Here is a 21,850-nt window from a genome sequence, read left to right as displayed (position 1 = left end):
CCGGCCGTTACCCGGGGCGTACGTGTCAGCGCGTTCCCTTGGCTGCGAACGTGGCGACGGCGGCGACGTTGGACTCGTCGACGAAGGCCGGGCCGGTCAGCACGGGCGCCACGCCACCGCCGCTGTAGTTGCCGTTGTTCTTGTAGAGCCAGAGCGAGTCGACCGCCAGGTAGCCCTGCAGATAAGGCTGCTGGTCGACGGCGAACTGGATGCTGCCGCCCTGGATCGCCTTCACCAGCTCCTTGTTGAGGTCGAAGGTGGCGACCTTGGCCTTGCTGCCGCCCTCGGACACGGCCTGCGCCGCGGTCAGCGCGACCGGGGCGGCGAGGGTGACGACGTAGTCGAGGGAGGGGTCCTGCTTGAGCTTGGCGGTGATGGTCGACTTCACGGACGGCATGTCGGCGCCGTTGACGAACAGGTTCTCCGTCGTGCCCGAGAAACCCTTCTTCACGCCCGCGCAGCGTGCCTCCAGGGCGACCTGGCCCTGCTCCTGAATGACACAGGCGACCCTTTTGGCGCCGAGAGAGCTCAGCCTCTTCCCGATCGCCTCACCCGCGACGGTCTCGTCCTGGCCGAAGTACTCCAGCAGGCCCTGCTCCTTCCAGTCGTCCACACCGGAGTTGAAGCCGACCACGGGGATGCCGGCCTGCTTCGCCTTGGCCACGACGTCCTTCATGGCATCGGGCTTGGCGAGCGTGACCGCGATGCCGTCGACCTTCTGGTCGATCGCGTTCTGCACCAGGTTCGCCTGATTGCCGCCGCTCGGGTCGGACGTATAGATCAGCTTGACGTTGTCCTTGGCGGCCGCCGCCTGGGCGCCCTTGCGGATGGTGTCCCAGAACGTGTCACCGGGGACCGCGTGAGTGATCATCGCGACCGTCATACGGGGCGTGGTGGCCTTGCCCGCCGAGACGCCTTCGGCGCTCTCCTCGGACTTCTTGCCGCCCGAACCGCTGGAGCAGCCGGCGAGTATCAGTGCCGTACTCGTGGCCACCGCCACGGCGAGGGTGAGTCTGTGGGAAGGGGAGGAGAGTGAGCGGGTCATTCGGCACCTCACTGTGCTGACTTGCGGAGAAGGGGTGACGCGCACGGCTGAAGGGCCACAGCGGGCCTCGTGCCGTGAACGGGGGGAGCCGTGTGGCTCCGGGCGAGCGGGAAAATCAGAGGGTGAACGCGGCGCGGAACCGCTCCAGGGCGGTGTGGCTGTCGCCGGAGGGCCATGCCTCCAGGGCGACCGTGCCGTCGTAGCCGAGTTCCGCGAGAACGCGGGCGACGGCCGGATAGTTGATCTCTCCGGTGCCGGGCTCGCAGCGGCCGGGCACGTCGGCGACCTGGATCTCGCCGATGAGGCCCGCACCATGCGCCCGGCGAACCAGATCGATGAGGTTCCCCTCACCGATCTGGGCGTGGTACAGGTCCAGGTTCATCCGCAGTCCGGGCCGGTCGACCGCGGCGACCAGGGCGAGGGTGTCGGCGGCTGTGGCGAACGGGACGCCCGGATGGTCAACCGCGGTGTTGAGGTTCTCCAGCGTGAACGTGACACCTGCACCCTCACCCAGCTCGGCGAGGCGGGTGAGGGTGCGGTGGGCGGCGATCCACATCTCCCCGGCGGGCTCGCCCTGCACCGGCACCACAGGCAGGCCCTCACCATCGAGACCGGTGCCGTGCAGGTTGAGCCGGGGACAGCCCAGATGCTCGGCGGCCTTGACCGACTCCTCGGCGGTGCGTAGGAGTTCGGCCGACCCCTCCGGGTCAGTGAGAGTGCCGCGGATATAGCCGGTCATGGAAGAGAACTCGGCGGGCGTGCGCGCCAGGGCGTCCAGGTCGTGGCGAGTCCAGTCCCAGATCTCCACCTGGAAGCCGGCCGCGTGGATGCGCCGGGCCCGCTCGTCAATCGGCAGGTCACGGAAGACCATCTCGGCACATACCGCCAACGTGTACATCGCCACTCCAAGACTAGAACGTTCTAGGCGAACACGAGCAGTACGCCAGCCGTCGAGCAACCTGTCAAGACTTTGTGCGGACATTTGAGCTAGAACGTTGCAGTCATGCTGACCAGTGCGTTGCCCACGCGGCTGCGTTTACGATCGGCCTGGAGCAGTCCCTCGATCAGGAAGGCCCACGGTGGCACCCACCCCTGCGGTCCCGGACGGAAAGCGGCCGACGCTGACCGACCTCGCGGCACGGGCGGGCGTCTCCGTCGCCCTCGCCTCCATCGTCATGCGCGGCGCCAAAGGGGCCGGTGCGGCAACCCGCGAGCGGGTCCTCCAAGCGGCCCGGGAGATCGGCTACCGGCCCGACAGCAGGGCGCGACTGCTGCGGAGCAGCCGCTCGCACCTGCTGGGGGTGCAGTTCGATCTCCAGCAGCCTTTCCACGCCGACATGGTCGAGGCCCTCTATATCGCGGCGGAATCGGCCGGCTATCAGCTCGCCCTCAGCGCCGTCGCCCCGAGCCGCAGCGGGCAGCACGCGGTGGAGTCCCTGCTCGCCGACCGCTGCGAGGCACTGATCCTGCTCAGCCCCCATGCCCCGGTGCGCCGGCTCACGGAACTCGCGGCCCAGCTGCCCGTCGTCTCCGTAGCCCGGAGACTGCGCCCGCTTGCCGACGGCGTCGACGTCGTCCGCGCGGCCGACGACGAGGGCGCCCGCCAGGCGGTCGACCATCTCGTGGCACTGGGCCACCGCGACATCGTCCACATCGACGGGGGCAGGGCGCCCGGCGCGGCCGACCGGCGCCGCGGCTACAAGGCGGCCATGAAGCACCACGGCCTCACCGACCGCATCCGCCTCGTGCCGGGCGGGCTGACCGAGGACCACGGCGCGGCAGCCGCACGAGCACTCCTCGCCGAGGCCACCCGCCCCACCGCTGTCCTCGCCTTCAACGACCACTGCGCCATCGGCGTCCTCGACACCTTCCTGCGCGCCCGGATCCCGGTGCCGGAGGAGATCTCGGTCGTCGGCTTCGACGACAGCCACCTCGCCCGCCTGGCCCACGTCCAACTCACCACGGTCGGGCAAGAAGCCCGCCAGCTGGCGCGCCGGGCCGTGAGCCGGGTCGTCGCCCGGCTGGAGGGCGGGGCGACGGACGACGAACGAGAAGTCGTCGTCACTCCACACCTCGTCATACGAAGCACCACCAGGGCACCTTGCCGCTCCTGACCCGCGCTGCTCCAGTCCCGGCTCGTTCTGGTCGAAGTTCTCCCGCGCCCCCAAGGACCACCTGCGGCTCTCCACCGAGGGATCCGCATGCATCCAGGCGGACGCGCGAGCCAAGGAGGCAGGCAAGTGGACGAACACGAACCGCTGTCCTGGATCGCACTGTTCGGACACCGCGCCACCTGGGGCAGGGAACGGATTGGCATGAAGTGGATCGGTCGGTCGCCTGAGGCCAGTGATCGGTGAGTTGCATGACGGCGCCGTGAGCCGCAAGTCAAGAATGCACACTGTTGCCCCGCGGGAATCCGGGCCCGGCTCACCTACCAGTCGCGGGCGGCGCTTCGGTGGACGTCACGCACCCGGCTCACGTCGGGGTTGGCATAGGCGCCCGGCTGCTGCACGAGGAGCAGGGTGTTGAGCGGCGATCTCCTGCTTCATGGTGGAGCGTGAGGCGGCCGCTTCGGATTTCAAGATTCCTGACAGAGCCGTTCAGTTCTACCGCTCAACACTCCACAAGAGCACGAGCAGGTGGGCGCGCGCTGCAACCCGAAGGTCAACTTGCTTGAACCGTCCCGCGATCCAGGCCGTGGCCTGGCCGGACATCTTGCGCCAGCGGGCTGGGTATACGCCATGGCCTACGACCACCGCACGATCTTCACGGGTCCACACATCCCCCGATGATCACGCGGTGGCCGTACCTCTGCCCAGCTGCACCCGACGCAAGATTGCGAAACCGGACTGGAGTACTATCGGCAACTGGACCGCCGAGCCGCATTGGAGTCCGCGCTTACCAGGCCCGCCCTTCGCCAGCCGACGACTCGTCAGCCGGCTCATCCGGCTCCGTGGCGATGCAGGCCTTAAGGCTTGAGAACCGCCAATACATCGTCGAGCGAAACGTTGACGGGGTCACTCATATCGGGGCCATCGAACGTCTGCCAGACATAGGACGCTGTCCCGTCCTCGCGCAGCGGATGCAAGTCGGCCAAGTCCGGATCGTCCCGGAAGCTGTTGAACGCCTCTTCGGACTCCCATTCAACGAGAAACAGAACCTGCCGTGGGGCGAGGTCGCCGGCCACGTTGTCCCGGAAACGGCCAAACGCCACCATTCGACCACCATATTTTGGAGCCGCCTCGGGCAAGCGGCTGAAATGCGCAAGGTACTTCTCCACGTCGGCCACATCGAACATATTCAGGGCGTAGAACTTCTTATTCTGCGAATTCGCACTCATTGTCAATACCCTTTCCGGTCTCAGGAAACTGGTGTTCGCCACTCCAGGCGGGCGCTGACTCCTACAGTCGGACATCGGCATTACGGGCGCTCGAGTGAAGACCGAGGTCGCGGTAATCTGAGCACAATTCCCGTGCCGCTTGGTACACCTTTTCACCCTCGCGCAACGCACAGCCTCGTCGACCAACGCCACGCCGCAGCCACTACTGGCGACGAACCGCCCAGAAAACTGCTGAATACATCACGAAACCACGCTGGAGTACCCGCACGGTTAAGTGTCGCGCAGGAAAGCCATCCGCACTCCTGATGAGGGGGTTCGGGACTCACCTGCCTCCACAACGGGAAACCGATCGGTTCCATCATCGTAAAACGATCGGTTTCCGCGCGCAAGTCCGGGCGGCGGCGATGCATGAAGGGGCTGGTGATTCGCACCCGGTTTGCGATGGGGCGCTACGGCGAAATCCGGCCGCGCCGCCACCCCACCCTGGCCGCCTGCCGCAGCCCTCGGAGAGCCGCTTTGATGCCGCCCTGCTCTTACATGTGGCAATTATCTGGTTTGCGGCATTTGGGAACCGGAGGGACGTCATGGCGGGGCGGACCCGACCACCGGCACGGCCGACGCCAACCTCGCGGCGCCAGAGGGCCGGGATTCCGAGGCTGTGGCTCCCGGCCGAGTACCGACTGTGTTGGCGAAAGCGCTCGACCCAGCTGTCGCCGCCCCCGTCGCACTCGTGGCCTCGCGAAGGACGCGTGGCAGGCCCTGGGCACGCCGGGAGAGGTGGCCGATTACGGGGTGGGCACGCGTGCGCAATGCTCGGCATGAGGCTCCGACCCGCCTCGGCGCACGCCTGCTGCCCTCCTTGAAATGTGCGCATCGCGCCGTCCGCAGCGACGATCCGACTCATCATCTGCGCGGCCTGCCCGGTCGGTCTCGCCGACCGGGCGGTCGAAGGCCCGAGCCGGGCGGAGCCGGTGGCCGTGGACGGCAAGAGCGCCCGCCCACGTCTTCCTCGCGATCATGGCGCACTTCGATGTGCTCGCGCGATGCGACCTGAGGCGAACCGCCACCGCCCGACCACCCACGGGGCAGGCTGCGCCGCCCGGTCATCTGCTCCCGAAGCGGTCAGAGGTCGAGGACCAGGCGGCCGCCCTTGGCGCGAGAGACACAGATCATCATGGTGTCACCCGCGGCACGCTCCTGGTCGCTCAGGACCGAGTCACGGTGATCGATCGCCCCGGACAGCACCTTAGTCTCGCAGGTTCCGCAGATTCCCTCCTCGCACGACGTCATCACCGGTACACCGGCACCTTCGACGGCCTCAAGGATGGACATGTCCTCGGAGATCAGCAGCTTCTTGCCGGACTGGGCCAGCTCGACCTCGAAGCTGCTCTGCGGCCCGGCATTGGCGTCCTTCTTCGGGGCGAAGCGCTCCAGGTGCAGAGATCCGCTCGGCCACTTCTCGCAGCCGGCCTCGACCGCCGCGAGCAGCGGTTCCGGGCCGCAGGTGTAGACGGCTGTCTTCCGCTGCGGCTTGCCGAGCAGCGAAGCCAGGTCCAGCAGCCCGTACTCGTCCTGGGGCCGCAGGCTCACCCGCTCTCCGTAGGCCCGCTGCAAAGTCTCGCCGAACGCCATCGACGCTCGAGTGCGGCCCCCGTAGACGAGGCGCCAGTCGGCGCGGGTCGCGTTGACGGCTGCCACCATCGGCAGGATCGGAGTGATCCCGATTCCCCCCGCGATGAACAGGTACTTCTTGGCCTTCACTAGCGGAAAGTGGTTGCGCGGCCCGCGGATGCGCACGGACTCACCTTCCGCGAGCGCGTCGTGCACATAGCTCGACCCGCCGCGGCTCTCCGGTTCACGCAGGACCGCGACCTGGAACCGGGACCGGTCCCCCGGGTCCCCGCACAGTGAGTACTGCCGGACCAGGTCGGCTCGTAGCACCAGATCGATGTGCGCTCCCGGCTGCCATTCCGGCAGTGGACGGCCTCCCGGGTCGCGCAGCGTCAGCAGCACGACGCCTTCGGCCATCGTTTCCTTACGCTCCAACACGAGGTCGAGCTCGACTTCGGTGCCGAGAGTGCTCATGATCCGCCTTTCATTTCTCACAGTGATGAATCGGTGATGCGTTCTTCCACGGCCGGTCAGGACGGGAAGCAACGGCCGAAGTCGCCCAGCAGCCGGGGGGAGCCCTGCAGCTTGATCTGGCGCCGTACCAGTGCCCACGCCAACAGCGTGGGCTTGCTGAGGAATCGCAGCCAGGTCCGCGTATCGGCGGTGATCCTGAGATCCGGTTCACCGTGATGTCCGTCGGCGACATCGAGTTCGCGGTCGCGGATGGTCACGGTGATCTGTCGGGACTCCTCGCCAGTGAAGGTGAAGTGGTAGGTCGCGGACATGTCCTTGGCCTGTTCGCGCTGGAAGATCAGCGGCAGGCCTTCCACCAGGCCGTCGATGCTGTTCGCTCGCAGGCTCATCGCCACGTGCTTCGTGCGCTTGTTGGGGAACCGGTCGGCCACGTGCTGCTCGGCGTCGGAACCCTCGACGACGTAGACGGTCTCTTCCTTGTCCACCAGTGGACGTACAACCTGCGTCAGATGCGCCTTGCGATCGTCCAGCCAGGGGCCGATGACGTCCTCACCGGCCGGGCAGACCGACATGCAGTAGGCCGCTTTGTAGTTGGCACCGAAGGACAGGCTCTGCCACATCGAGGCGCTCTCGGCGTCACTCACTCGCTCCCGGTAGTCATGGGCGTTACGGCTTTCGGCGACCTGTTCGGCCCAGTCGCCGAAGCCACCCATGAACTCGCGGTAGTTGTGTGTGTAGCAGGCGGAGAAGTTGAAGTGGCCGTCGGAGGCGATCGCCCCGGTCGGGCAGGCCGTCACGCACAGCTTGCATTCCAGGCAGGGGTTGTACTCGATCGGCCGGGTGTATTCGCTGACCTCGGCGTCGATGAGGATCGTGCCCAGCAGGATGAAGTTGCCGAATTTGGGGTGGATGACGTTGCGGTGGATCCCCATCTTGCCGAGCCCCGCCGCCACGGCGACCGGCTTGTGCGAGACGACCCACGCCTTCCTGGGGAACTTGTCCATCTCCATCGGAAAACCCATCGCGGGGTTGATGGCCCGCACGCCCACCGCTTCCAGCTCGCCCACCACGTGCCGGCCGACCTCGTTCGTGTGGTCGCCGGTGTGGTGGAACTCCAGGTTGGCGACCGAGCGGGCGGGAGTGCGGATGTTCTCCCGGTTCATCCGGGACACGATGCTGATCAACGTCCGGACGCCCGGTAGCGCGGCGTTCAGATCCTCCCGCTGATCGGCGATGTCCGGCCGGTCGATCTCGACGAAGCCGACGTCGTCCGCACCCGCGTCGAGACACAACTGCCGCAGCCACGCCGCATCCAACGGCTCTACGGGGCGATCGGCGGTGCGGTCGCGCTGACGGACTTGGACGACGGTGGGATGGTCTTCGAGCTTGTTCCTGGCCATCGAGCGTCACCTCACGGGGGGGGGCGGGATGCGAGTTAGTTTCATGAAGCAACTCGACCCTAGCTGCCATGAGTTTCGTGAAGCAACTTGGATAGGCGTCGAGATGCGATCCATCTGTCGAACTCGCTCTGACACCTGGGCCGTTGAATCTTCTGCAGTGACGCGAGTGGAACTGCCCGACGCAGAGGGGAGCATCGGGCCGTCTCCGCGGATCGGCCCCCGGGCCCTCCGTCACAGCCACGCCGTCGTCCGCAGCTTCTACGAGTCTGGATCGAGATCGGCGAGGGCCCCCTGGCCGACCCCGTGCCGCTCGACCACGCACACCACAACCCGCATGAGCCGCTCCGCGCCGGAGGTCAGATCCACTACGGCCCCAAGGTGCCCAGACCCAGGCTCCGAGAGATTCCGGACGACTGCTGGAAGGAACCGTTCGGGCCCTTCAGTCCAACCGCGACCGCGCGATCCTGGCGCTGGATCTCAGCTGCGCCGCCCGTGCGAGCGAGATCCTCACGCTCCGTAGCGGATCTGACAGGCAGCGACCATGTGCAGCCCCGAGTTGAGGGCCCCGTTTCCCCCGGTGTTGAGTCGGTGGCGGGTGTTCTTCCCGCTGGAGGCGTCCAGTGGGGCCGTATCGGTATAGCTGGCGAAGTGGCGTTCGGCAGGAAAGCGGGCGACCTCGCCCACGTGCCCGGGCAGATTGGCGGCGATCACGGTCCCAGTCCGGGCAGTGCGGTCAGCGCGGTGCGGGCGGCCGCCAGGGTGTCACGCATCTGGGCCTCGACGTCACGGACCTGGCGGTCGGCGCGTCGAAGACTCGCGAGCGCGGGCGTCGGCCCCATCGAAAACGAGGCTGAGCTGCTGGGCCAGCAGGCCGGGATCGCCCGCGCCGCCCTTGGCGGCCTCGGCGCGGAAGAAGCCCGTCAAATCCTCTTTGACCCGATGTGCCGCCCGGCCCGCGGGATGGCTCCGATCCTTGAGCTCGATTTGCACCGCAAGGTACTGGCAGCCCTGGGACTCGGGCCCGCCCGCCCGCAACTCGACCCGCTCAAAGACGTGCAGAGTCCGCTCCCGAGGCGAACGCCCGTCGTCCGCCGCAGGCAGGAGCGCCGCCACGTAAGCGAAAAAGCCCCGCTCCAGGCTCGCCGCCAGCAGTTCGTCCTCGCTGTCGAACAGCTTGCACAAAGACCGCTTCGCCCCCCGCCGCAGCCCTCGCGGCGCCGCACAGGCGACCATGCAGTGCCGCACCTCGCGGGTCGGCCGACCCCGAATGTCGGCCGACCGCCTTGCGGGCGGAAACCGATCGGTCTACAGTTGAGGAAACCGATCGGTTTCCCCGGCGTTCTGCGGGGGTCCGACCATCAACGACGCACGACTCACCTGGAAGGACACCAAAATGCCACGCACCGAGTTCCCCGACGCGACGTACACGAGCACATGGAGCAACGGCCGCGGCGAGGTGCGGTTCTTCACTCGATCCGACGGCTCACGGCTGCGCTACTACACCGTGGGCACCGGCCCTGCCCTCGTGCTGATGCACACCGTGCGCGGCCAGCTGGACTACTTCCAGCGCGTGATCCCGCAGCTGTGGGACCACTACACCGTCTACGCACTGGACCTGCCCGGAATGGGATGGTCCGACATCGTCCCCGGCGCCCAGTACGAGGAGCCGCAGCTGCGCGCCGCGGTCGTCGAGTTCGTCCGCGGACTGGACCTGCACGACGTCACCCTGTCCGGCGAATCGCTCGGCGGCGCCCTGTCCCTGCAGGCATCCATCGACCTCAAGGACCGGGTCAGACGGGTCGTGGCCTTCAACAGCTACGACTACCCCCAGGGAGGCGAACGCGGAAACTGGATCGCCCGCGTCATCATGTCCAGCGTGCGGATGCCCGTGCTGGGCCCCGTCTTCGCCCCCCTTGAGCCGCGGCCCATCATTCGGGCAATTCTGCAGGGTGGCTACGTCGACAAAACCAGGCTGCCCGAGGACTTCCTCACCGAGTTGTTGAGGAGCGGCCGGCGCACGGGCTACGACAAGGTGTCCCGAGGAATCTTCCGCAGCCTCAAGGGATTCGACCGGGCCCGGGAGCGCTACCCGCGCGTCTCAGCGCCCGTCACCCTCGTCTACAGCGAAAACGACTGGTCCCGGCCCGCCGAACGCGATCGCGTGGCCAACGCACTGACAGACGTCCACCGCATCACCCTGCCCCACACCGGCCACTTCTCCGCCCTGGAGCGCCCCGACGACATGGCACGGATCCTGCTGGAGGCGGCCTCGGACTGACCCGTCAACCATCGCCGACCCCACCGCCCACCCCGTTGAGGAAACGACATGACCCAGGCCATCCCCCACGTCGTCAACCGCCTTGTCATCGACACCCACGACACCTTCGACGACGTCCGGCAGCGCTACGAATCGCTGGTACCCACCATCGATTTCGCCGAACTCGTCGAAGTGATCGAAACAGGTGACCTCACGCGGGTGCAGGCATACACCACCGAACACACACCCAATTCGTTCGCCAACTTCTGGACACTGGACCCCATGCCGGTGATGCGACTGTCCGGACACCAACACCGCGCCGTCACCTACATGATGGGAAACAACGTCATCGCGGAAACCATGTTCCGACACGACCCCGGCATCATTCTGTACGCCCCACTGCGCACCGCGATCTACGAAACCGCCCGCGGCCACGTGCAGATCAGCATCGACCAGCCGTCGAGCAAATTCGCCAGCTTCGGTGATCCCCGCATCGCCGAGGTCGGAGAACAACTCGACGCCAAACTTGCTGAACTGCTCCGCCTCATGTCGCTGCCGGTACCACCGGAGCTGATCACGGTCTAACCCCTATGCATCGGGTGTCGGCCGCCGGTTGAGGCAGCGGGCAGCGCAGCCCGCAGGGTTCCCGACAGACGGACGCGCCACCGCAGCGTCAACCTGCGGGGAGCAGATCTGGTGGTGAGCACATCTCGGGCAGAGCATCTCTCCGTCGTTCGATCGCATGCCACGAAGCCGGCGGGACATGACCCCGCCCCCGGCTCACGGTCGGTGCGTCGCGATGGCATACGGTGGCTGCTTCCGACTGAGCGCATGAGTATTGTCAACCAGCGTCAAAGATCAGCGGATATGACACAGGCTCTCCGTCCGGCCGTGCGGCTGCGGACGCGGTACGTGCCAAGAACGACTGGAACCGACCGCGGTGGGGATCGCGGACCTGGGAACTCAGCCCGCCCTCGACCAGATCGCCGGCCGTCTGGCCGGGCGCCGGCCGCCGCGCGCTGATCGTGCTGGACAACTGCGAGCACCTCGTCGACGCCTGCGCCGAACTCGCGGGCAGCCTGCTGAGGGCCGGCCCCGAGTTGCGCGTGCTGGCGACGAGCCGCCAGACACTCGGCATCACCGGCGAGCACGTCCTCACGGTGCCACCCCTGCCGGTGCCGGACGAAGCAGTCGAACTCCTGCGGGACCGCGCCACCGCTGTCCGGCCGGAGTTCCGGATCACCGATGCGAACTGGACCGCGGTCACCCGGCTGTGCGACGACCTCGACGGGCTGCCGCCGGCAGTCGAACTGGTCGCCTCACGGTTACGTACGCTCACCGGCGGCAGCCGGACCGCGCGGCCGCACCGGCGCACGCTGCGCGCGCTGATCGACTGGAGTTACGAGCCGTGCGACCCCGCCGAGTGGCTGCTGTGGAACCGGCTGTCGGTCTTCACCGGGGGCTTCGGCCTCGACGCGGCCGAGGAGGTCTGCGCCGATGAGGGCGCCCCTCCGCACGAGGTGCTGGACCTCCTCGACAGGCTGGTCGCCCAGTCCGTCATCCTGCCCACGGAAGCCGAAGGCCTGCCGCGCTTCCTCGCAACGCTTCGACATCCAGTACTGGAGCGACACCGGGCCGCTCAGGCTCAAACCGCTGAACCGGACCACCTGTATCGGAGACGACACTGACTTCGGCTGGGGAACCGAACTGGTCACCACCATGAGCTGCAACAAGGGCGAGGCGCGGTTCAACTTCCGATTTGACCGGGACCCCTGACCGAACGCACCGCTCATGGTGTTCTGGCCTCGATCGTTCACAAGTCCCCGTCAGCTTGCTGACGGGGACCCTGTTGTCTGTTGGTGTAGTTGGTCAGCCGGGGGCCGGAGGTACTCGGAGCCTGTCGCTGGCATGGGCGATGTCGTCGGTCCACGGCCGCCGGGCGGTGAAGCCGAGCCAGCGACGGCGCCCAGTGATCCGACCTTAGCGGCGGTGGTCGTGGTGAAGAGCGTCAGGCGGAGGTCGCGAAGCAGGCCAGCCGCAGTCCGTCGAGTTCCGTGAGGCGCAACTGGGCGCCGGGGGAGGCCGTTCCCTTCCGACGATCAGCCGCAATCCCGTGGGCCAGGAGGAGAGGTCGGGCATGTCGGTGATCTCCGCGGCGCAGACACCGGCGCTGCTCGGTGCCGCCGAAGTAGCAGCCGGTGTCCACCTTCCTCGCTGCCACCCGCGCGCCTCGATGATCTGGAACAACAAGGAGGGGGGTTGGCGATCCCGTCGAGGAACGTTTCGGATGTGAGGCCTACGAGTCAGTGAGTGCCGGACCGGGAAGCAGGTGAACGGCGTCCGGGCCCACCGCTTGTCCGCATTGGCTGCACACGAGCTGGTCCCGAACGCTGCCTCCGCATCCCGCATGGTTCGCGATCCGCGGAAGGCCGGCCGGATCCGCGGCGTGCTCATCGCCCCAGTGCATCAAAGAAAGCAACGCGGTAAGCAAGTCCTTGGCCCTGCTCGTCGGCTGATACTCATAGCGAGCGGGCCGCTCCTGGTAACAGACCCGATCCAGCAGCCCGTCGTCGACCAGCTTGGAGAGGCGGTTGGTGAGTACGTTGCGGGCGATACCGAGACTGTCCTGAAATTCCTCGAACCGGCGCAGGCCAAGCAGCGCGTCGCGAATGATCAGCAAGGTCCAGCGCTCGCCCACGATCTCCAGAGTCCGGGCGATGGAGCACAGTTGACTGTCGTACGTTCTGCCCAACATGCTGTGAATTTAGCACGTTGCGTCAAGCAACTGACAGCTTCGAGGGGTGAGGTCGCCCGCCCCGGGGCAGGCGGCGAGCACAGCGGCTCGGCCTGTGACCGACGATTCCGCGGAAGGTCAGCGCCCGCGTCGGGGCACCAGCGCCGCTTCCTCCGGATTCGGTACGTCACGCGACTGAGCCGGAACATCGGCCACTCGATCGACATCACCGCCAAGTACCGATCCGTCGCCCACCACGACGCCGCCGCGCGACATCGTGGAGTCAAACTTCACACCGCTCCACCCCCGAACGGAACGGGGGTGGGCCACGGCACTGCGCGGCGGTCACGCCACCGCGTTCAACAGGTCGGCCACCACCTCCGGCCTCTCCAGTGCGATGAAGTGGTGCGCTCCCGGCACCTGTGTGAAGTCGGCAGCGGGCAGCAGCCTCTTGTTGGCCTCGCGGTCCGAGGGCCGGGACCAGTCGTTCTCGCCGTAGACAAGGTGGACGGGGGCCTTGACCTCGGGGTAGCGGGAGCGCGCCGCGATGAGGCTGGGCATGTTCCGGTACAGAGCGCGGGCGACGGTCGGGAAGCCGGGACGCCTGCCTGACTGGAGGAGCTCGTCCAGGTAGTCCTCCCGAAAGGCGGTCTTGTCGCCCACGCCGCCCTGCAGGATTCTGCGCAGGACGGGCCTGGGCTCCTGCTGGGCGATCACCGGGCCCACCCCAGGAGCGATGATCCCGCCGATCACCACACGAGCGAGGACACTGGAGCGGGCGATGCCGTCGCGGTAGTCGTACGCGTTCACCGCGACGACGCGCCGTACCCGCTCGGGCAGGTCGGCCGCAGTGGTCAGGGCGAGCACCCCGCCCAGCGACTCCCTGACCAATGTCACGTCGTAGAGGTCGAGTTCGGCGAGAAGCCGCTCGACGCCCGCGCGCAGCGCCGGCTCTTCGTACGACGCTCCGGGCACGATCTCGGAATAACCCATGCCGGGCAGGTCGAGGGCATACACGGTGTACTGCTGCGAAAGCATCGGAATGAGGAAGCGGAAGTGCTCGGCCTGCGTGCGCAGAGTGTGCAGCAGGACCAGGGGGGGCGCCGGTGCCCGCCTTGAGGTAGCGCAGGGTTCCCTCGCGGCTGCGGCGTCCTGTGCGCGGGGCGAGGGTGTGGCTGGTGGTCCCAGGAATGTTAATGGTGGGGCGTGGCTCGTGGGCGGGCATCGCGTCGGGCTCCTTGGGTGCGAAGGGGTTACTTGGCGAGTTGGGGGTACAGGCCGGCCGGGTCGCCGGCGAGGCCTGCCTTGACTTGTCGGGAGATGTCGTCGGCGAGGACTTCGTGGGCGCCGGTCTCGATGCCGTCGAGGGCGAGGGCGGCGACGGCACGCGGGTCGGACTTGGGTGCGTCGACGCCTGCCGCGAGGTCGGTGTCGACGTAGCCGACGTGCAGCCCGGTCACCGCGATGCCGCGCGGCTGGAGTTCCAGGCGCAGGGAGTTGGTCTGTGACCACAGGGCGGCCTTGGAGGCGCTGTAGGAGCCGCCGAGCGCGATCCAGGAGAGCGCGGAGTGCACGTTGAGGAGGTGGCCGCCGCCGTTGGCCTCGATGACCGGTACGAAGGCGCGGGCGAGGAGGAGGGGGCCGTAGAAGTTGGTCTCGAACTCCCGGCGTACGTCGTCGACGGGTGAGTCGAGGAAGGACGCGCCGACCGAGGCACCGGCGTTGTTGATCAGCACGGTCACATCCTGCGCCTGCGCGGCGGCGGCCGCCACGGAAGCGGGGTCGGTGACCTCCAGCGCCACCGGGACCGCATCCGGGTGCGTCACCGTGCGCGGGTCGCGGGCGGTGGCGTACACCTTGCCGGCACCGCGCACGTACAGCTCTTCCACCAGCGCCTTGCCGATGCCCCGGCTGCCGCCGGTGACGAAGACGTTCGCGCCCTTGAGTGCGGTCATGACTGTGCCTCCACACATGAGAAACCGATCGGTTTCCATTACGGTAAACCGATCAGTTTCCGAGCGCAAGTCCGTCAGAGCCTCAGCTTCAGCGGGGCGTGCCGTATCCGTGGATCCCTGGGATGACGAGTTCTCCGCCTGTCTGTCCGGCCTGGTCGATGTCGGCGTCGCCCAGGTCGAGCTGGAGCTTGAGGTCTAGTTTCCCGAGCGTGTCGTAGAGCCACTCCGGGACGGTGTCGGGGGTGAGGTGGAGGCGGAGGGCTGGGGGCAGGGGGATGCCTTCGACTCCGGAGAGGGTGCCGGTCAGGCTCTCGACGTACATGGTGATGTGGTCGCCATGCAGCGTGGACGTCGAGCCGGGAGCTCCGTCGATGTGCTGGGTCTGCGGGCCGACGGGTACGGCCATCTTCAGGTCGCGGATCGTGACGGCCGACGCGGAGAACTTGAGCACCCGCTTGGGCCCGGCGGCTGTGTCCACGGTCACCACGCCGCCGAAGACGAGATCACGCAGTTCGAGGTGACTGCCCTTCATGTTCCAGGACTCGGCGGCGAATCGGCCGGCGCTCGTGTCCTCGGGAGCCTTGAGGTCGCTGGTGTCGCAGGTGGGGGCTCCTGAGCGGGTTGACTCCTTGGGCCCTGATGGGGGCGACGGGGCGATGGCCCGGTGGCTTGCGGTGGGTGATGCGTGAGGCATCGCCGGTGGCGGGTCGGATGGTTCCGTGGCCTTGGGCGTCGGAACGGCCAGGCTGGGCGAGGGGCTCATGTTCGGTGCCGGACCCTGCTGCCCGCTGTCGCCGCCCAAGAGGGAGCCGAGGAGGTCCGCGAGGCCACTGGAGGCGGCACTCGCGCTCGGCGAAAGCGCCGGAGTGGGCGTCGGAGCCGGGACGGGCGTCGCCCCCTCGTCGGCCACGTGATCCAGCGGCTTGCCGGAAGCGTCTCCGGTGGGGGCGCCGGGCGCGCTGGGAGCAGTGGACGGAGTGGGCGCCGCGGCAGGGGATGCTGTGACGTCGGGACGGGCGCAGTCGATACTGCCTCCGGCCCCTTCCTCGGGAACGGAATGAGCCACAGTGGCACTTGTGTCGACGGCGGACAGACGCTGACTCCCCAGGACCAGGGCGGTCGGCAGCGCGGTGAGTGCGAGTGCCTTCCCGAGCGGCAGGCGCAGTCGGGTCAGCGCGGACGTACGAGGGACGGCATGGTGGCCTTTCGGAGACCGGACGAAGCGGGGCACCACGGCCTCGTCGCGGATCTCAGGTGACTGGTCAACCATTGCCAGGCTCGCCCTCAGAGCCGATGATGCCGCCGGGTATGCCCTCGTCCACCGGACCCCAGGCCAGGGCGAGCAGTCCGCCCGTCGCCGCGAACAGCGTGCCGGCGAAGAATCCGCCGAAGTTGGAGATGGGCAGCGACAGCACGCCGAGGAAGACGGCCACGCATCCGGCGAAGAACCTGATGATCGGCTGGAACCACAGAAGTCCGCCGAGGACGATCAGTGTCAGGCCGATGGCCAGGGACCCCGCCCCCGCGGTGGTGGACATCGCCACGGACAGGGCGCCCAGGGAGAGGTTGAAGTACGGGAAGTAGATGATCGGCGCGGCGGCGAGGAGTACCAGCAGGCCCGCCCAGAAGGGGCGGGTGCGTCGCCAGGTCCGGAAGTTGTGGCGAGCGCGGGCGAAGCCGCTGTCACTGTGGGGGTGCGCGGGCGCGTCGGCGCTCGTCATGTGGCAGCTCCCAGATATCGAGGGGGGAGGGTGGCTGTGGGGGAGGGCGGAGCGAGGTCAGAAGCAGTCGTGGCGGCCGGCCGCGATGTTCATGTGCAGGCCCGACAGTTCGAACGTGCCCGCGCTTGTGGCCCAGACCGTCTGATGGGCGTCGATGATCTCCACCTTGTCCGCCTCCTGGGCGTAGCCGTTGGGATCGACCTTGTCCTTCGGGTTGACCTGACCCTTGGTCATGGAACCGGTGGCGACGCCGATGTCGACGTTGGTGAAGGTGCCCTTCTTGGCCTTGAGGCCGGTCATGTCGATGTACAGGTCCTTGGCCTTGACCGGCGTGCCCGACCCGCCGGCCTTCAGCGTCATCGTGTAGGTCCCGAGCACCGGGATGTCCACCGGCACGGACTGGCACATGTCTGTGACCCTCGCGTCCTTGATGGACGAGACGGCGACGGGTATGTGCTTACCGTTCTTGGCGATGTCGACCGTGGCGTAGTTGCCGAATCCGGTGCCGCTCAACTTCCCGGCCGAGACCTTGAAGTCGGAACCGGAGATGCTGAACGAAGCGGCCAGCGCGCCCTGGGCCATGGAGACGGCGACAGCCGCCGTGGCGGCCACCGTCGGTACCGCACCGACGGCGAATCGCTTCCAGTGGGTCTTGCCGATGCGCTGGGACATCGAGGCGTCCTCCATTGTCGAGGCGTACGTCAAGCCGTACGAGGTGAGTTGAGACCGTTGCGCAGAAGAGGGCACACCGGAGAGCACTCGATAGGCCCACTATCGAGCGAGGGCCTGATAGTGGCACTATCGAGCTCGGCGGGGCAACCCCGGTAACGCGATACTGGAGCGACAGTTGAGCGTGAGGGAGCGCATGAGGATTTCGGAGCTCAGCCGACGGTCCGGGGTGCCGGTGGCGACCATCAAGTACTACCGACGGGAGGGGCTGCTCCCCGAAGGCCGCGCACTGAACCCGACCACGGTCGAGTACGACGAGGAGCACCTCCAGCGGCTGCGTCTGATCCGTTCCCTCATCCAGCTCGGCGGGCTGTCCGTCGCCCGCACCCGGGAAGTGCTCGACGCTGTCGAGCAGCCGCTGGACGCGTTCGAGACCCTGGCTGTCGTCTACCACGCCCTGCCCGTTCCTTGCGCGGAGGCGAGTGGGAAGGGCGGCGAGGATCACGAGGACGGCGCCGAGGAGGCGGCATCCGGCGGAGCCGTCGAGCGGGTCGAGGCTCTCATCGAGAGCATGGGCTGGCAGATCTCCGACGTGTCACCGCACCGCCCGGCTCTCGCCGAGAGTCTCGCGGCGCTGAGCCGGCTCGGCACCGACTACACGGCCGACGACCTCATTCCGTACGCGCGGCTCGCCACCTCTACCGCGGACCTGGACTTCGCGCAGCTCGAAGGGATCGAGGACCAGATCGCCCTCGCCGAACGGGCGGTGGTCCTCAGTGTGCTGTTCGAGCCGGTCGTCAGGCTGCTGCGGCGGCTGGCCCAGGAGGACGCGAACCATCGTCGCCACGATCGCCGTGCGTGCGGGCGGGGGGAGCGGCCGGCGAAGTGAGTTCCCGGTGAGGTGCCGACAGGCCACCGGCACACTGCTCGCAGCCGGCCCGTCTTCGACGCCGTACGCTCTGGGCAGCTTGTCGGGCAGTTCGTTCCCGCGTCACACCCCGAGGGCATCGCGCTGTCGGTGTGGGGAACGGCTCACCGCTTGGTGTCCCTCGTGGTGCCGGGAACGAGCCACCGGGGCTGGTGATCGCCGCCTGCTGTGAGCGGGCGCTGGTTGAGGGGCTCGCGGGGTGACGTGATCCCGGGTCGGAAAGTGCGCGGTGCGATGCCCTGGTGCGGCAAGGCGCGGCACGGGGGATCGGCGCCCCGCTGAAGCGCCCCTCTGGTGGACGTCGGGGTTGGGCGCCCTGTCGCTGGTCGGCACGGACGACGGGAGTGCCGGCTGACGGGAGCACCGGGTGTGGGGCGCACCTCGGAGAGTAATGGGCAGGCGGGAGTCGGCCCGCAGTTCGGGCTTGCGTGGAAAAACCGATCAGTTTACGGTGTGACACTGATCGGTTTCTCGCCGCGGAGGCGAGTCGCGAACCCGGATCCCAGGAGTACGGATGACTGCCGCGCGCGACGCCGAGGAGCCACCGGCGGCCCCGGCTCTCAGGCTTCCGGCGAAGCTGGCCGCCCACCCGTCGGTGCAGGCCGTACTCGCCCGGCGCGGGACCGGTGACGCGGTCGCTCCGCCGGCGGTGATCGACGCGGCCTGGCTGCGTGAGCTGTGCCTGGCGGCCGGGGCGGACGATGTCGCCGCGGTCAGCCTGGACCATCCCGACCTGGCCGGTGAGCGCGAGTACGTACAGTCCGCCCTGCCCGGCACCCGCACCCTCATCTCGATGGCGGTCCGGATGAACCGCGACAACTGCCGCTCCCCCGCCCGCAGCGTGGCCAACCAGGAGTTCCACCAGACCGACGAACAGGCCAACCACGCCGCCCGCAGCGTCACCCAGGCGCTCCAGGACGCCGGCTACCGCGCACTCAATCCCTCCGTCGGCTTCCCGCAGGAGATGGACCGCTTCCCCAGCGAGCGGATCTGGGTGGTGGCGCACAAGACGGTCGCGGTGGCCGCAGGGCTCGGTGTGATGGGCCTGCACCGCAATGTCATCCACCCGAAGTTCGGCAGTTTCATCCTGCTGGTCACCGTCCTGGTGGACGCGGACGTGAGCGAGTACGGACGGGCGCTGGACTACAACCCGTGTATCGACTGCAAGTTGTGCGTCGCCGCCTGCCCGGTCGGTGCTATCGCCAAGGACGGCGCGTTCGACGGGCTGGCCTGCACCACGCACAACTACCGGGAGTTCATGAGCGGGTTCACCGACTGGGCGCAGACGGTGGCCGACAGCGAGGACGCGGCCGACTACCGCTCCCGGGTCAGCGATTCCGAGAGCGCTTCCATGTGGCAGAGCCTGAGCTATCCGCCCGGGTACAAGTCCGGCTACTGCGTCGCCGTCTGCCCGGCCGGCGAGGACGTCCTGGGCCCGTACCTGGACGACCGCAGGACGTTCATGGACACCGTGCTGCGGCCGCTCCAGGACAAGAAGGAAACCCTGTACGTGCTGCCGGGCTCGCACGCGCAGGAGTACGCCCGTCGGCGCTTCCCTCACAAGCCCGTCAAGGAAGTCACCGGCGGCTGGCGGCCCCCGGCGAAACGCTCCACGTCCACCGACCGGGAGACCCGTACGTCATGACTGGCATTCACCCCTTCCGCGTTCTGCGCGCCAAACCTCTGTGGATCGCCAACGGCGTCATCACGGGCGTACTCGCGCTGCTGTTCGCCGTGTTCTACGTCGGCGCCAACATCGACCCGGCCGATCACCTGACCAAGCTGCCCGTCGGCCTGGTTGACGCCGACAAGGGAGCCGCTGTCGGCGGCGAGCGGGTCGACCTCGGGGCCCGGATCGCCGAGTCGATCGAGAAGTCGACTGCGAACGGGGACAAGATCGACTGGAAGATGCTGGACGAGAAGGAGATGAAGGAGGAGTTCGGCAAGGGCAAGCTGTTCGGCGCGCTCGTCGTCCCGGCCGACTTCACCTCCTCCGTCCTCGGTCTTACCGACACCGCGGACACCACGACCCCGGCCCGCCCGACGCTGACGGTGCTGACCAACCAGTCCGCCGGCAGCGTAGGCTCCGGCCTCGCCAGGACCGCGACGACCCGGGCGGCCGAGAACGCCTCCTTCCAGGTGGGCAAGGACCTCACCGCGCAGACCGGAGCCCGGCAGGCAAAACTGCCTGCCGCGGCACGCGTCCTGCTCGCCGACCCGGCTGCCGTCACGGTCGAGGACGGCCATCCCCTCGATTCCCACAGCGGCCTGGGCATGACAGCGTTCTACTACGCGCTCACCCTCGTGGTCGTCGGCATGCTCTCCGCCAACGTCATCAGCGGCCAGGTCGACCACGCCCTCGGCTACACCCACAACGACATGGGCCCGGTCCGCCGGCACCGCCCGCTGATCCGGGCGACCCGGGTCCAGACCCTCGTCATCAGCAGCACCCTCATGGCCGGACTGTCCCTGCTGATGGGCACCCTGGTCATGGCCGGCGCGGTCGGCATCATGGGCATGGACGCCTCCCACCTGCCGCTGCTATGGCTGTACTCGGTGTGCGCCGTCGCGGTCGCCGGGATCGGCGCGCTCACTCTCCTGGCGGTCTTCGGCACGCCCGGCATGCTGGTGGTCACGCTGGTCTTCATCGGCATGGCGGTACCCACGGCCGGTGCCACCACCCCGATCGAGGCACTGCCCGGCTTCTACCGCTTCCTCGCGGAGTTCGAGCCACTGCGGCAGATCACCGCCGGCGTCCGCTCGATCCTCTACTACGACGCCCAGGGCGACGCGGGTCTGACGCGGGGCTGGGTCATGATGGCCGCCGGACTGCTCGCCGCCGCACTGTTCGGGTTCGGCGTACTGGGGTGGTACGACCGCAAGGGACTGCACCGCATCCCGGCGGAGCCGGAGCCCGAGAAGACCGCCGCACCTGCGTAACGGCAGGTCACCCCGAGACGGGCCACTACTCGGAGTGGTCCCGGTGTGTCGACCTGTTGGGGACGACAGGGCGCGCACACCATCATGGCTCGGCGACGGCCCTTCCCCAGGCCGTTGCCGAGCCTCTCCCCGGAACCTCCCGGAAACCGATCGGTTTTCATTTCGTCCACTTCGGGTTAACCTCGCCCTATGACCACCGAAGTGAAACTGAGCCCCAGGGAGCGACTGCTGGAGGCGGCGGCCGAGCTCACCTACCAAGAAGGCGTCAACATCGGCGTCGAGGCGCTGTGCAAGGCGGCGGGGGTGTCGAAGCGCTCCATGTACCAGCTGTTCGAGAGTAAGGACGAACTCCTGGCGGCCAGCCTGAAGGAGCGCGCCGCCGCCTACGCGGCGACTCTCCTGCCCGCGGCGGACGACGGCCGCTCTCCCCGGGAGCGGATCCTGCACGTGTTCGAGCGGGTGGAATCGCAGGCAGGGGCGCCTGAGTTCCGGGGCTGCCGGTACCTGGCCGTGCAGATCGAACTCAAGGATCAGAGTCACCCCGCGAGCCAGGTCGCCCATCAGGTCAAGGAGAACCTGACCGGCTTCTTCCGCGCCGAGGCCGAGCGGGGTGGGGCGAGCGATCCCGACCTGCTGGCCCGGCAACTGATCCTCGTCTTCGACGGCGCCAGCGCCCGCGCAGGCATCGGAGCCGACAAACTGACGGGGCTGGTCGCACCCACCGTGGCAACCCTGCTCGGCGCGGCAGGCGTGCGCTGACGCATCGCCTTTTCGGA

At 68.0% G+C, this 21,850-nt stretch carries 19 protein-coding genes and 2 pseudogenes; 8 read left to right on the top strand and 13 right to left on the bottom strand.

Going from position 1 to position 21,850, the window contains the following annotated elements:
• Positions 1-25 precede the first annotated feature (25 nt).
• Both AC3ETA_RS30760 and AC3ETA_RS30755 read right to left on the bottom strand, forming a co-directional pair.
• The gene (locus tag AC3ETA_RS30760; protein WP_432196148.1) at positions 26-1,045 is read right to left on the bottom strand and encodes a sugar ABC transporter substrate-binding protein; all 1,020 of its coding nucleotides are present in this window, start codon (positions 1,043-1,045) and stop codon (positions 26-28) included.
• A 115-nt stretch (positions 1,046-1,160) separates the two neighbouring features.
• Positions 1,161-1,943, bottom strand: coding sequence for a TIM barrel protein (locus AC3ETA_RS30755; protein WP_432196147.1), 783 nt, complete (start codon positions 1,941-1,943; stop codon positions 1,161-1,163).
• A 181-nt stretch (positions 1,944-2,124) separates the two neighbouring features.
• Here AC3ETA_RS30755 and AC3ETA_RS30750 point away from each other — a divergent pair, with 181 nt between their 5' ends.
• The gene (locus AC3ETA_RS30750) at positions 2,125-3,159 is read left to right on the top strand and encodes a LacI family DNA-binding transcriptional regulator (RefSeq protein WP_432196146.1); all 1,035 of its coding nucleotides are present in this window, start codon (positions 2,125-2,127) and stop codon (positions 3,157-3,159) included.
• Between the two features lie 854 nt (positions 3,160-4,013).
• Here AC3ETA_RS30750 and AC3ETA_RS30745 read toward each other — a convergent pair.
• The 5 genes and pseudogenes from AC3ETA_RS30745 to AC3ETA_RS30725 all read right to left on the bottom strand — a co-directional run.
• Entirely contained in the window at positions 4,014-4,385 is a 372-nt protein-coding gene (locus tag AC3ETA_RS30745) for a DUF1330 domain-containing protein (protein ID WP_432196145.1), read from the bottom strand.
• 1,122 nt (positions 4,386-5,507) lie between these two features.
• Positions 5,508-6,470: a PDR/VanB family oxidoreductase gene (locus AC3ETA_RS30740; RefSeq protein WP_432196144.1), complete on the bottom strand. Its 963-nt coding sequence runs from the start codon at positions 6,468-6,470 to the stop codon at positions 5,508-5,510.
• Between the two features lie 56 nt (positions 6,471-6,526).
• Complete coding sequence (locus AC3ETA_RS30735) at positions 6,527-7,870, bottom strand: SCP2 sterol-binding domain-containing protein (RefSeq protein WP_432196143.1); 1,344 nt, start codon at positions 7,868-7,870, stop codon at positions 6,527-6,529.
• A 507-nt stretch (positions 7,871-8,377) separates the two neighbouring features.
• Positions 8,378-8,581, bottom strand: coding sequence for a transposase (locus AC3ETA_RS30730; RefSeq protein WP_432196142.1), 204 nt, complete (start codon positions 8,579-8,581; stop codon positions 8,378-8,380).
• 108 nt (positions 8,582-8,689) lie between these two features.
• Positions 8,690-9,064, bottom strand: a pseudogene (locus AC3ETA_RS30725) (TetR/AcrR family transcriptional regulator); the annotation flags it as partial.
• Between the two features lie 199 nt (positions 9,065-9,263).
• Here AC3ETA_RS30725 and AC3ETA_RS30720 point away from each other — a divergent pair.
• From AC3ETA_RS30720 to AC3ETA_RS30710, 3 genes are all read left to right on the top strand, one after another.
• A complete protein-coding gene (locus tag AC3ETA_RS30720) occupies positions 9,264-10,148 on the top strand; it encodes an alpha/beta fold hydrolase (RefSeq protein WP_432196141.1) in 885 nt (294 codons plus the stop codon).
• Between the two features lie 48 nt (positions 10,149-10,196).
• Entirely contained in the window at positions 10,197-10,712 is a 516-nt protein-coding gene (locus AC3ETA_RS30715) for a DUF302 domain-containing protein (RefSeq protein ID WP_432196140.1), read from the top strand.
• A 440-nt stretch (positions 10,713-11,152) separates the two neighbouring features.
• Positions 11,153-11,815: an ATP-binding protein gene (locus tag AC3ETA_RS30710; RefSeq protein ID WP_432196139.1), complete on the top strand. Its 663-nt coding sequence runs from the start codon at positions 11,153-11,155 to the stop codon at positions 11,813-11,815.
• Positions 11,816-12,423: 608 nt separating this feature from the next.
• Here the strand turns inward: AC3ETA_RS30710 and AC3ETA_RS30705 are convergent.
• From AC3ETA_RS30705 to AC3ETA_RS30680, 6 genes and pseudogenes are all read right to left on the bottom strand, one after another.
• Positions 12,424-12,882 carry a winged helix-turn-helix transcriptional regulator gene (locus AC3ETA_RS30705; protein ID WP_432196138.1) on the bottom strand — a complete coding sequence of 153 codons (459 nt, stop codon included), beginning with the start codon at positions 12,880-12,882 and terminating at the stop codon, positions 12,424-12,426.
• Positions 12,883-13,206: 324 nt separating this feature from the next.
• Positions 13,207-14,086 (bottom strand): annotated as a pseudogene (locus tag AC3ETA_RS30700) (alpha/beta fold hydrolase).
• Positions 14,087-14,114: 28 nt separating this feature from the next.
• Positions 14,115-14,816: an SDR family oxidoreductase gene (locus AC3ETA_RS30695; protein WP_432196137.1), complete on the bottom strand. Its 702-nt coding sequence runs from the start codon at positions 14,814-14,816 to the stop codon at positions 14,115-14,117.
• Between the two features lie 88 nt (positions 14,817-14,904).
• Positions 14,905-15,510 carry a hypothetical protein gene (locus AC3ETA_RS30690; RefSeq protein ID WP_432196136.1) on the bottom strand — a complete coding sequence of 202 codons (606 nt, stop codon included), beginning with the start codon at positions 15,508-15,510 and terminating at the stop codon, positions 14,905-14,907.
• 568 nt (positions 15,511-16,078) lie between these two features.
• Positions 16,079-16,537, bottom strand: a complete 459-nt coding sequence (locus AC3ETA_RS30685) for a DUF6114 domain-containing protein (RefSeq protein ID WP_432196135.1) — start codon at positions 16,535-16,537, stop codon at positions 16,079-16,081.
• A 57-nt stretch (positions 16,538-16,594) separates the two neighbouring features.
• Positions 16,595-17,209, bottom strand: coding sequence for a DUF6230 family protein (locus AC3ETA_RS30680; protein WP_432196134.1), 615 nt, complete (start codon positions 17,207-17,209; stop codon positions 16,595-16,597).
• Positions 17,210-17,402: 193 nt separating this feature from the next.
• Between AC3ETA_RS30680 and AC3ETA_RS30675 the strand changes: the two genes are divergently transcribed.
• The 4 genes from AC3ETA_RS30675 (at position 17,403) to AC3ETA_RS30660 (ending at position 21,833) form a co-directional block, all read left to right on the top strand.
• Positions 17,403-18,095: a MerR family transcriptional regulator gene (locus tag AC3ETA_RS30675; protein ID WP_432196133.1), complete on the top strand. Its 693-nt coding sequence runs from the start codon at positions 17,403-17,405 to the stop codon at positions 18,093-18,095.
• Positions 18,096-18,648: 553 nt separating this feature from the next.
• A complete protein-coding gene (locus AC3ETA_RS30670; protein WP_432196132.1) occupies positions 18,649-19,779 on the top strand; it encodes a 4Fe-4S binding protein in 1,131 nt (376 codons plus the stop codon).
• Positions 19,776-21,074, top strand: coding sequence for a DUF3533 domain-containing protein (locus AC3ETA_RS30665; RefSeq protein ID WP_432196131.1), 1,299 nt, complete (start codon positions 19,776-19,778; stop codon positions 21,072-21,074). The genes AC3ETA_RS30670 and AC3ETA_RS30665 overlap by 4 nt, the downstream gene beginning before the upstream one ends.
• 189 nt (positions 21,075-21,263) lie before the next feature.
• Positions 21,264-21,833 (top strand): TetR/AcrR family transcriptional regulator, encoded by a 570-nt coding sequence (locus AC3ETA_RS30660; RefSeq protein ID WP_432196130.1) that lies wholly within the window; start codon positions 21,264-21,266, stop codon positions 21,831-21,833.
• The last annotated feature ends 17 nt before the right edge of the window (positions 21,834-21,850 follow it).

Source organism: Streptomyces sp. bgisy027 (assembly GCF_057710365.1).
The sequence above is the reverse complement of the archived record's forward strand: the minus strand, read 5'-3'. Positions and strand labels throughout refer to the sequence as shown.

Coding starts and splice junctions, on each gene's coding strand:
- AC3ETA_RS30760 (WP_432196148.1), bottom strand. CDS start 1,045: ATGACCCGCTCACTCTCCTCCCCTTCCCACAGACTCACCCTCGCCGTG.
- AC3ETA_RS30755 (WP_432196147.1), bottom strand. CDS start 1,943: ATGTACACGTTGGCGGTATGTGCCGAGATGGTCTTCCGTGACCTGCCG.
- AC3ETA_RS30745 (WP_432196145.1), bottom strand. CDS start 4,385: ATGAGTGCGAATTCGCAGAATAAGAAGTTCTACGCCCTGAATATGTTC.
- AC3ETA_RS30740 (WP_432196144.1), bottom strand. CDS start 6,470: ATGAGCACTCTCGGCACCGAAGTCGAGCTCGACCTCGTGTTGGAGCGT.
- AC3ETA_RS30735 (WP_432196143.1), bottom strand. CDS start 7,870: ATGGCCAGGAACAAGCTCGAAGACCATCCCACCGTCGTCCAAGTCCGT.
- AC3ETA_RS30720 (WP_432196141.1), top strand. CDS start 9,264: ATGCCACGCACCGAGTTCCCCGACGCGACGTACACGAGCACATGGAGC.
- AC3ETA_RS30715 (WP_432196140.1), top strand. CDS start 10,197: ATGACCCAGGCCATCCCCCACGTCGTCAACCGCCTTGTCATCGACACC.
- AC3ETA_RS30705 (WP_432196138.1), bottom strand. CDS start 12,882: ATGTTGGGCAGAACGTACGACAGTCAACTGTGCTCCATCGCCCGGACT.
- AC3ETA_RS30695 (WP_432196137.1), bottom strand. CDS start 14,816: ATGACCGCACTCAAGGGCGCGAACGTCTTCGTCACCGGCGGCAGCCGG.
- AC3ETA_RS30690 (WP_432196136.1), bottom strand. CDS start 15,510: ATGCCTCACGCATCACCCACCGCAAGCCACCGGGCCATCGCCCCGTCG.
- AC3ETA_RS30685 (WP_432196135.1), bottom strand. CDS start 16,537: ATGACGAGCGCCGACGCGCCCGCGCACCCCCACAGTGACAGCGGCTTC.
- AC3ETA_RS30680 (WP_432196134.1), bottom strand. CDS start 17,209: ATGTCCCAGCGCATCGGCAAGACCCACTGGAAGCGATTCGCCGTCGGT.
- AC3ETA_RS30675 (WP_432196133.1), top strand. CDS start 17,403: ATGAGGATTTCGGAGCTCAGCCGACGGTCCGGGGTGCCGGTGGCGACC.
- AC3ETA_RS30670 (WP_432196132.1), top strand. CDS start 18,649: ATGACTGCCGCGCGCGACGCCGAGGAGCCACCGGCGGCCCCGGCTCTC.
- AC3ETA_RS30665 (WP_432196131.1), top strand. CDS start 19,776: ATGACTGGCATTCACCCCTTCCGCGTTCTGCGCGCCAAACCTCTGTGG.
- AC3ETA_RS30660 (WP_432196130.1), top strand. CDS start 21,264: ATGACCACCGAAGTGAAACTGAGCCCCAGGGAGCGACTGCTGGAGGCG.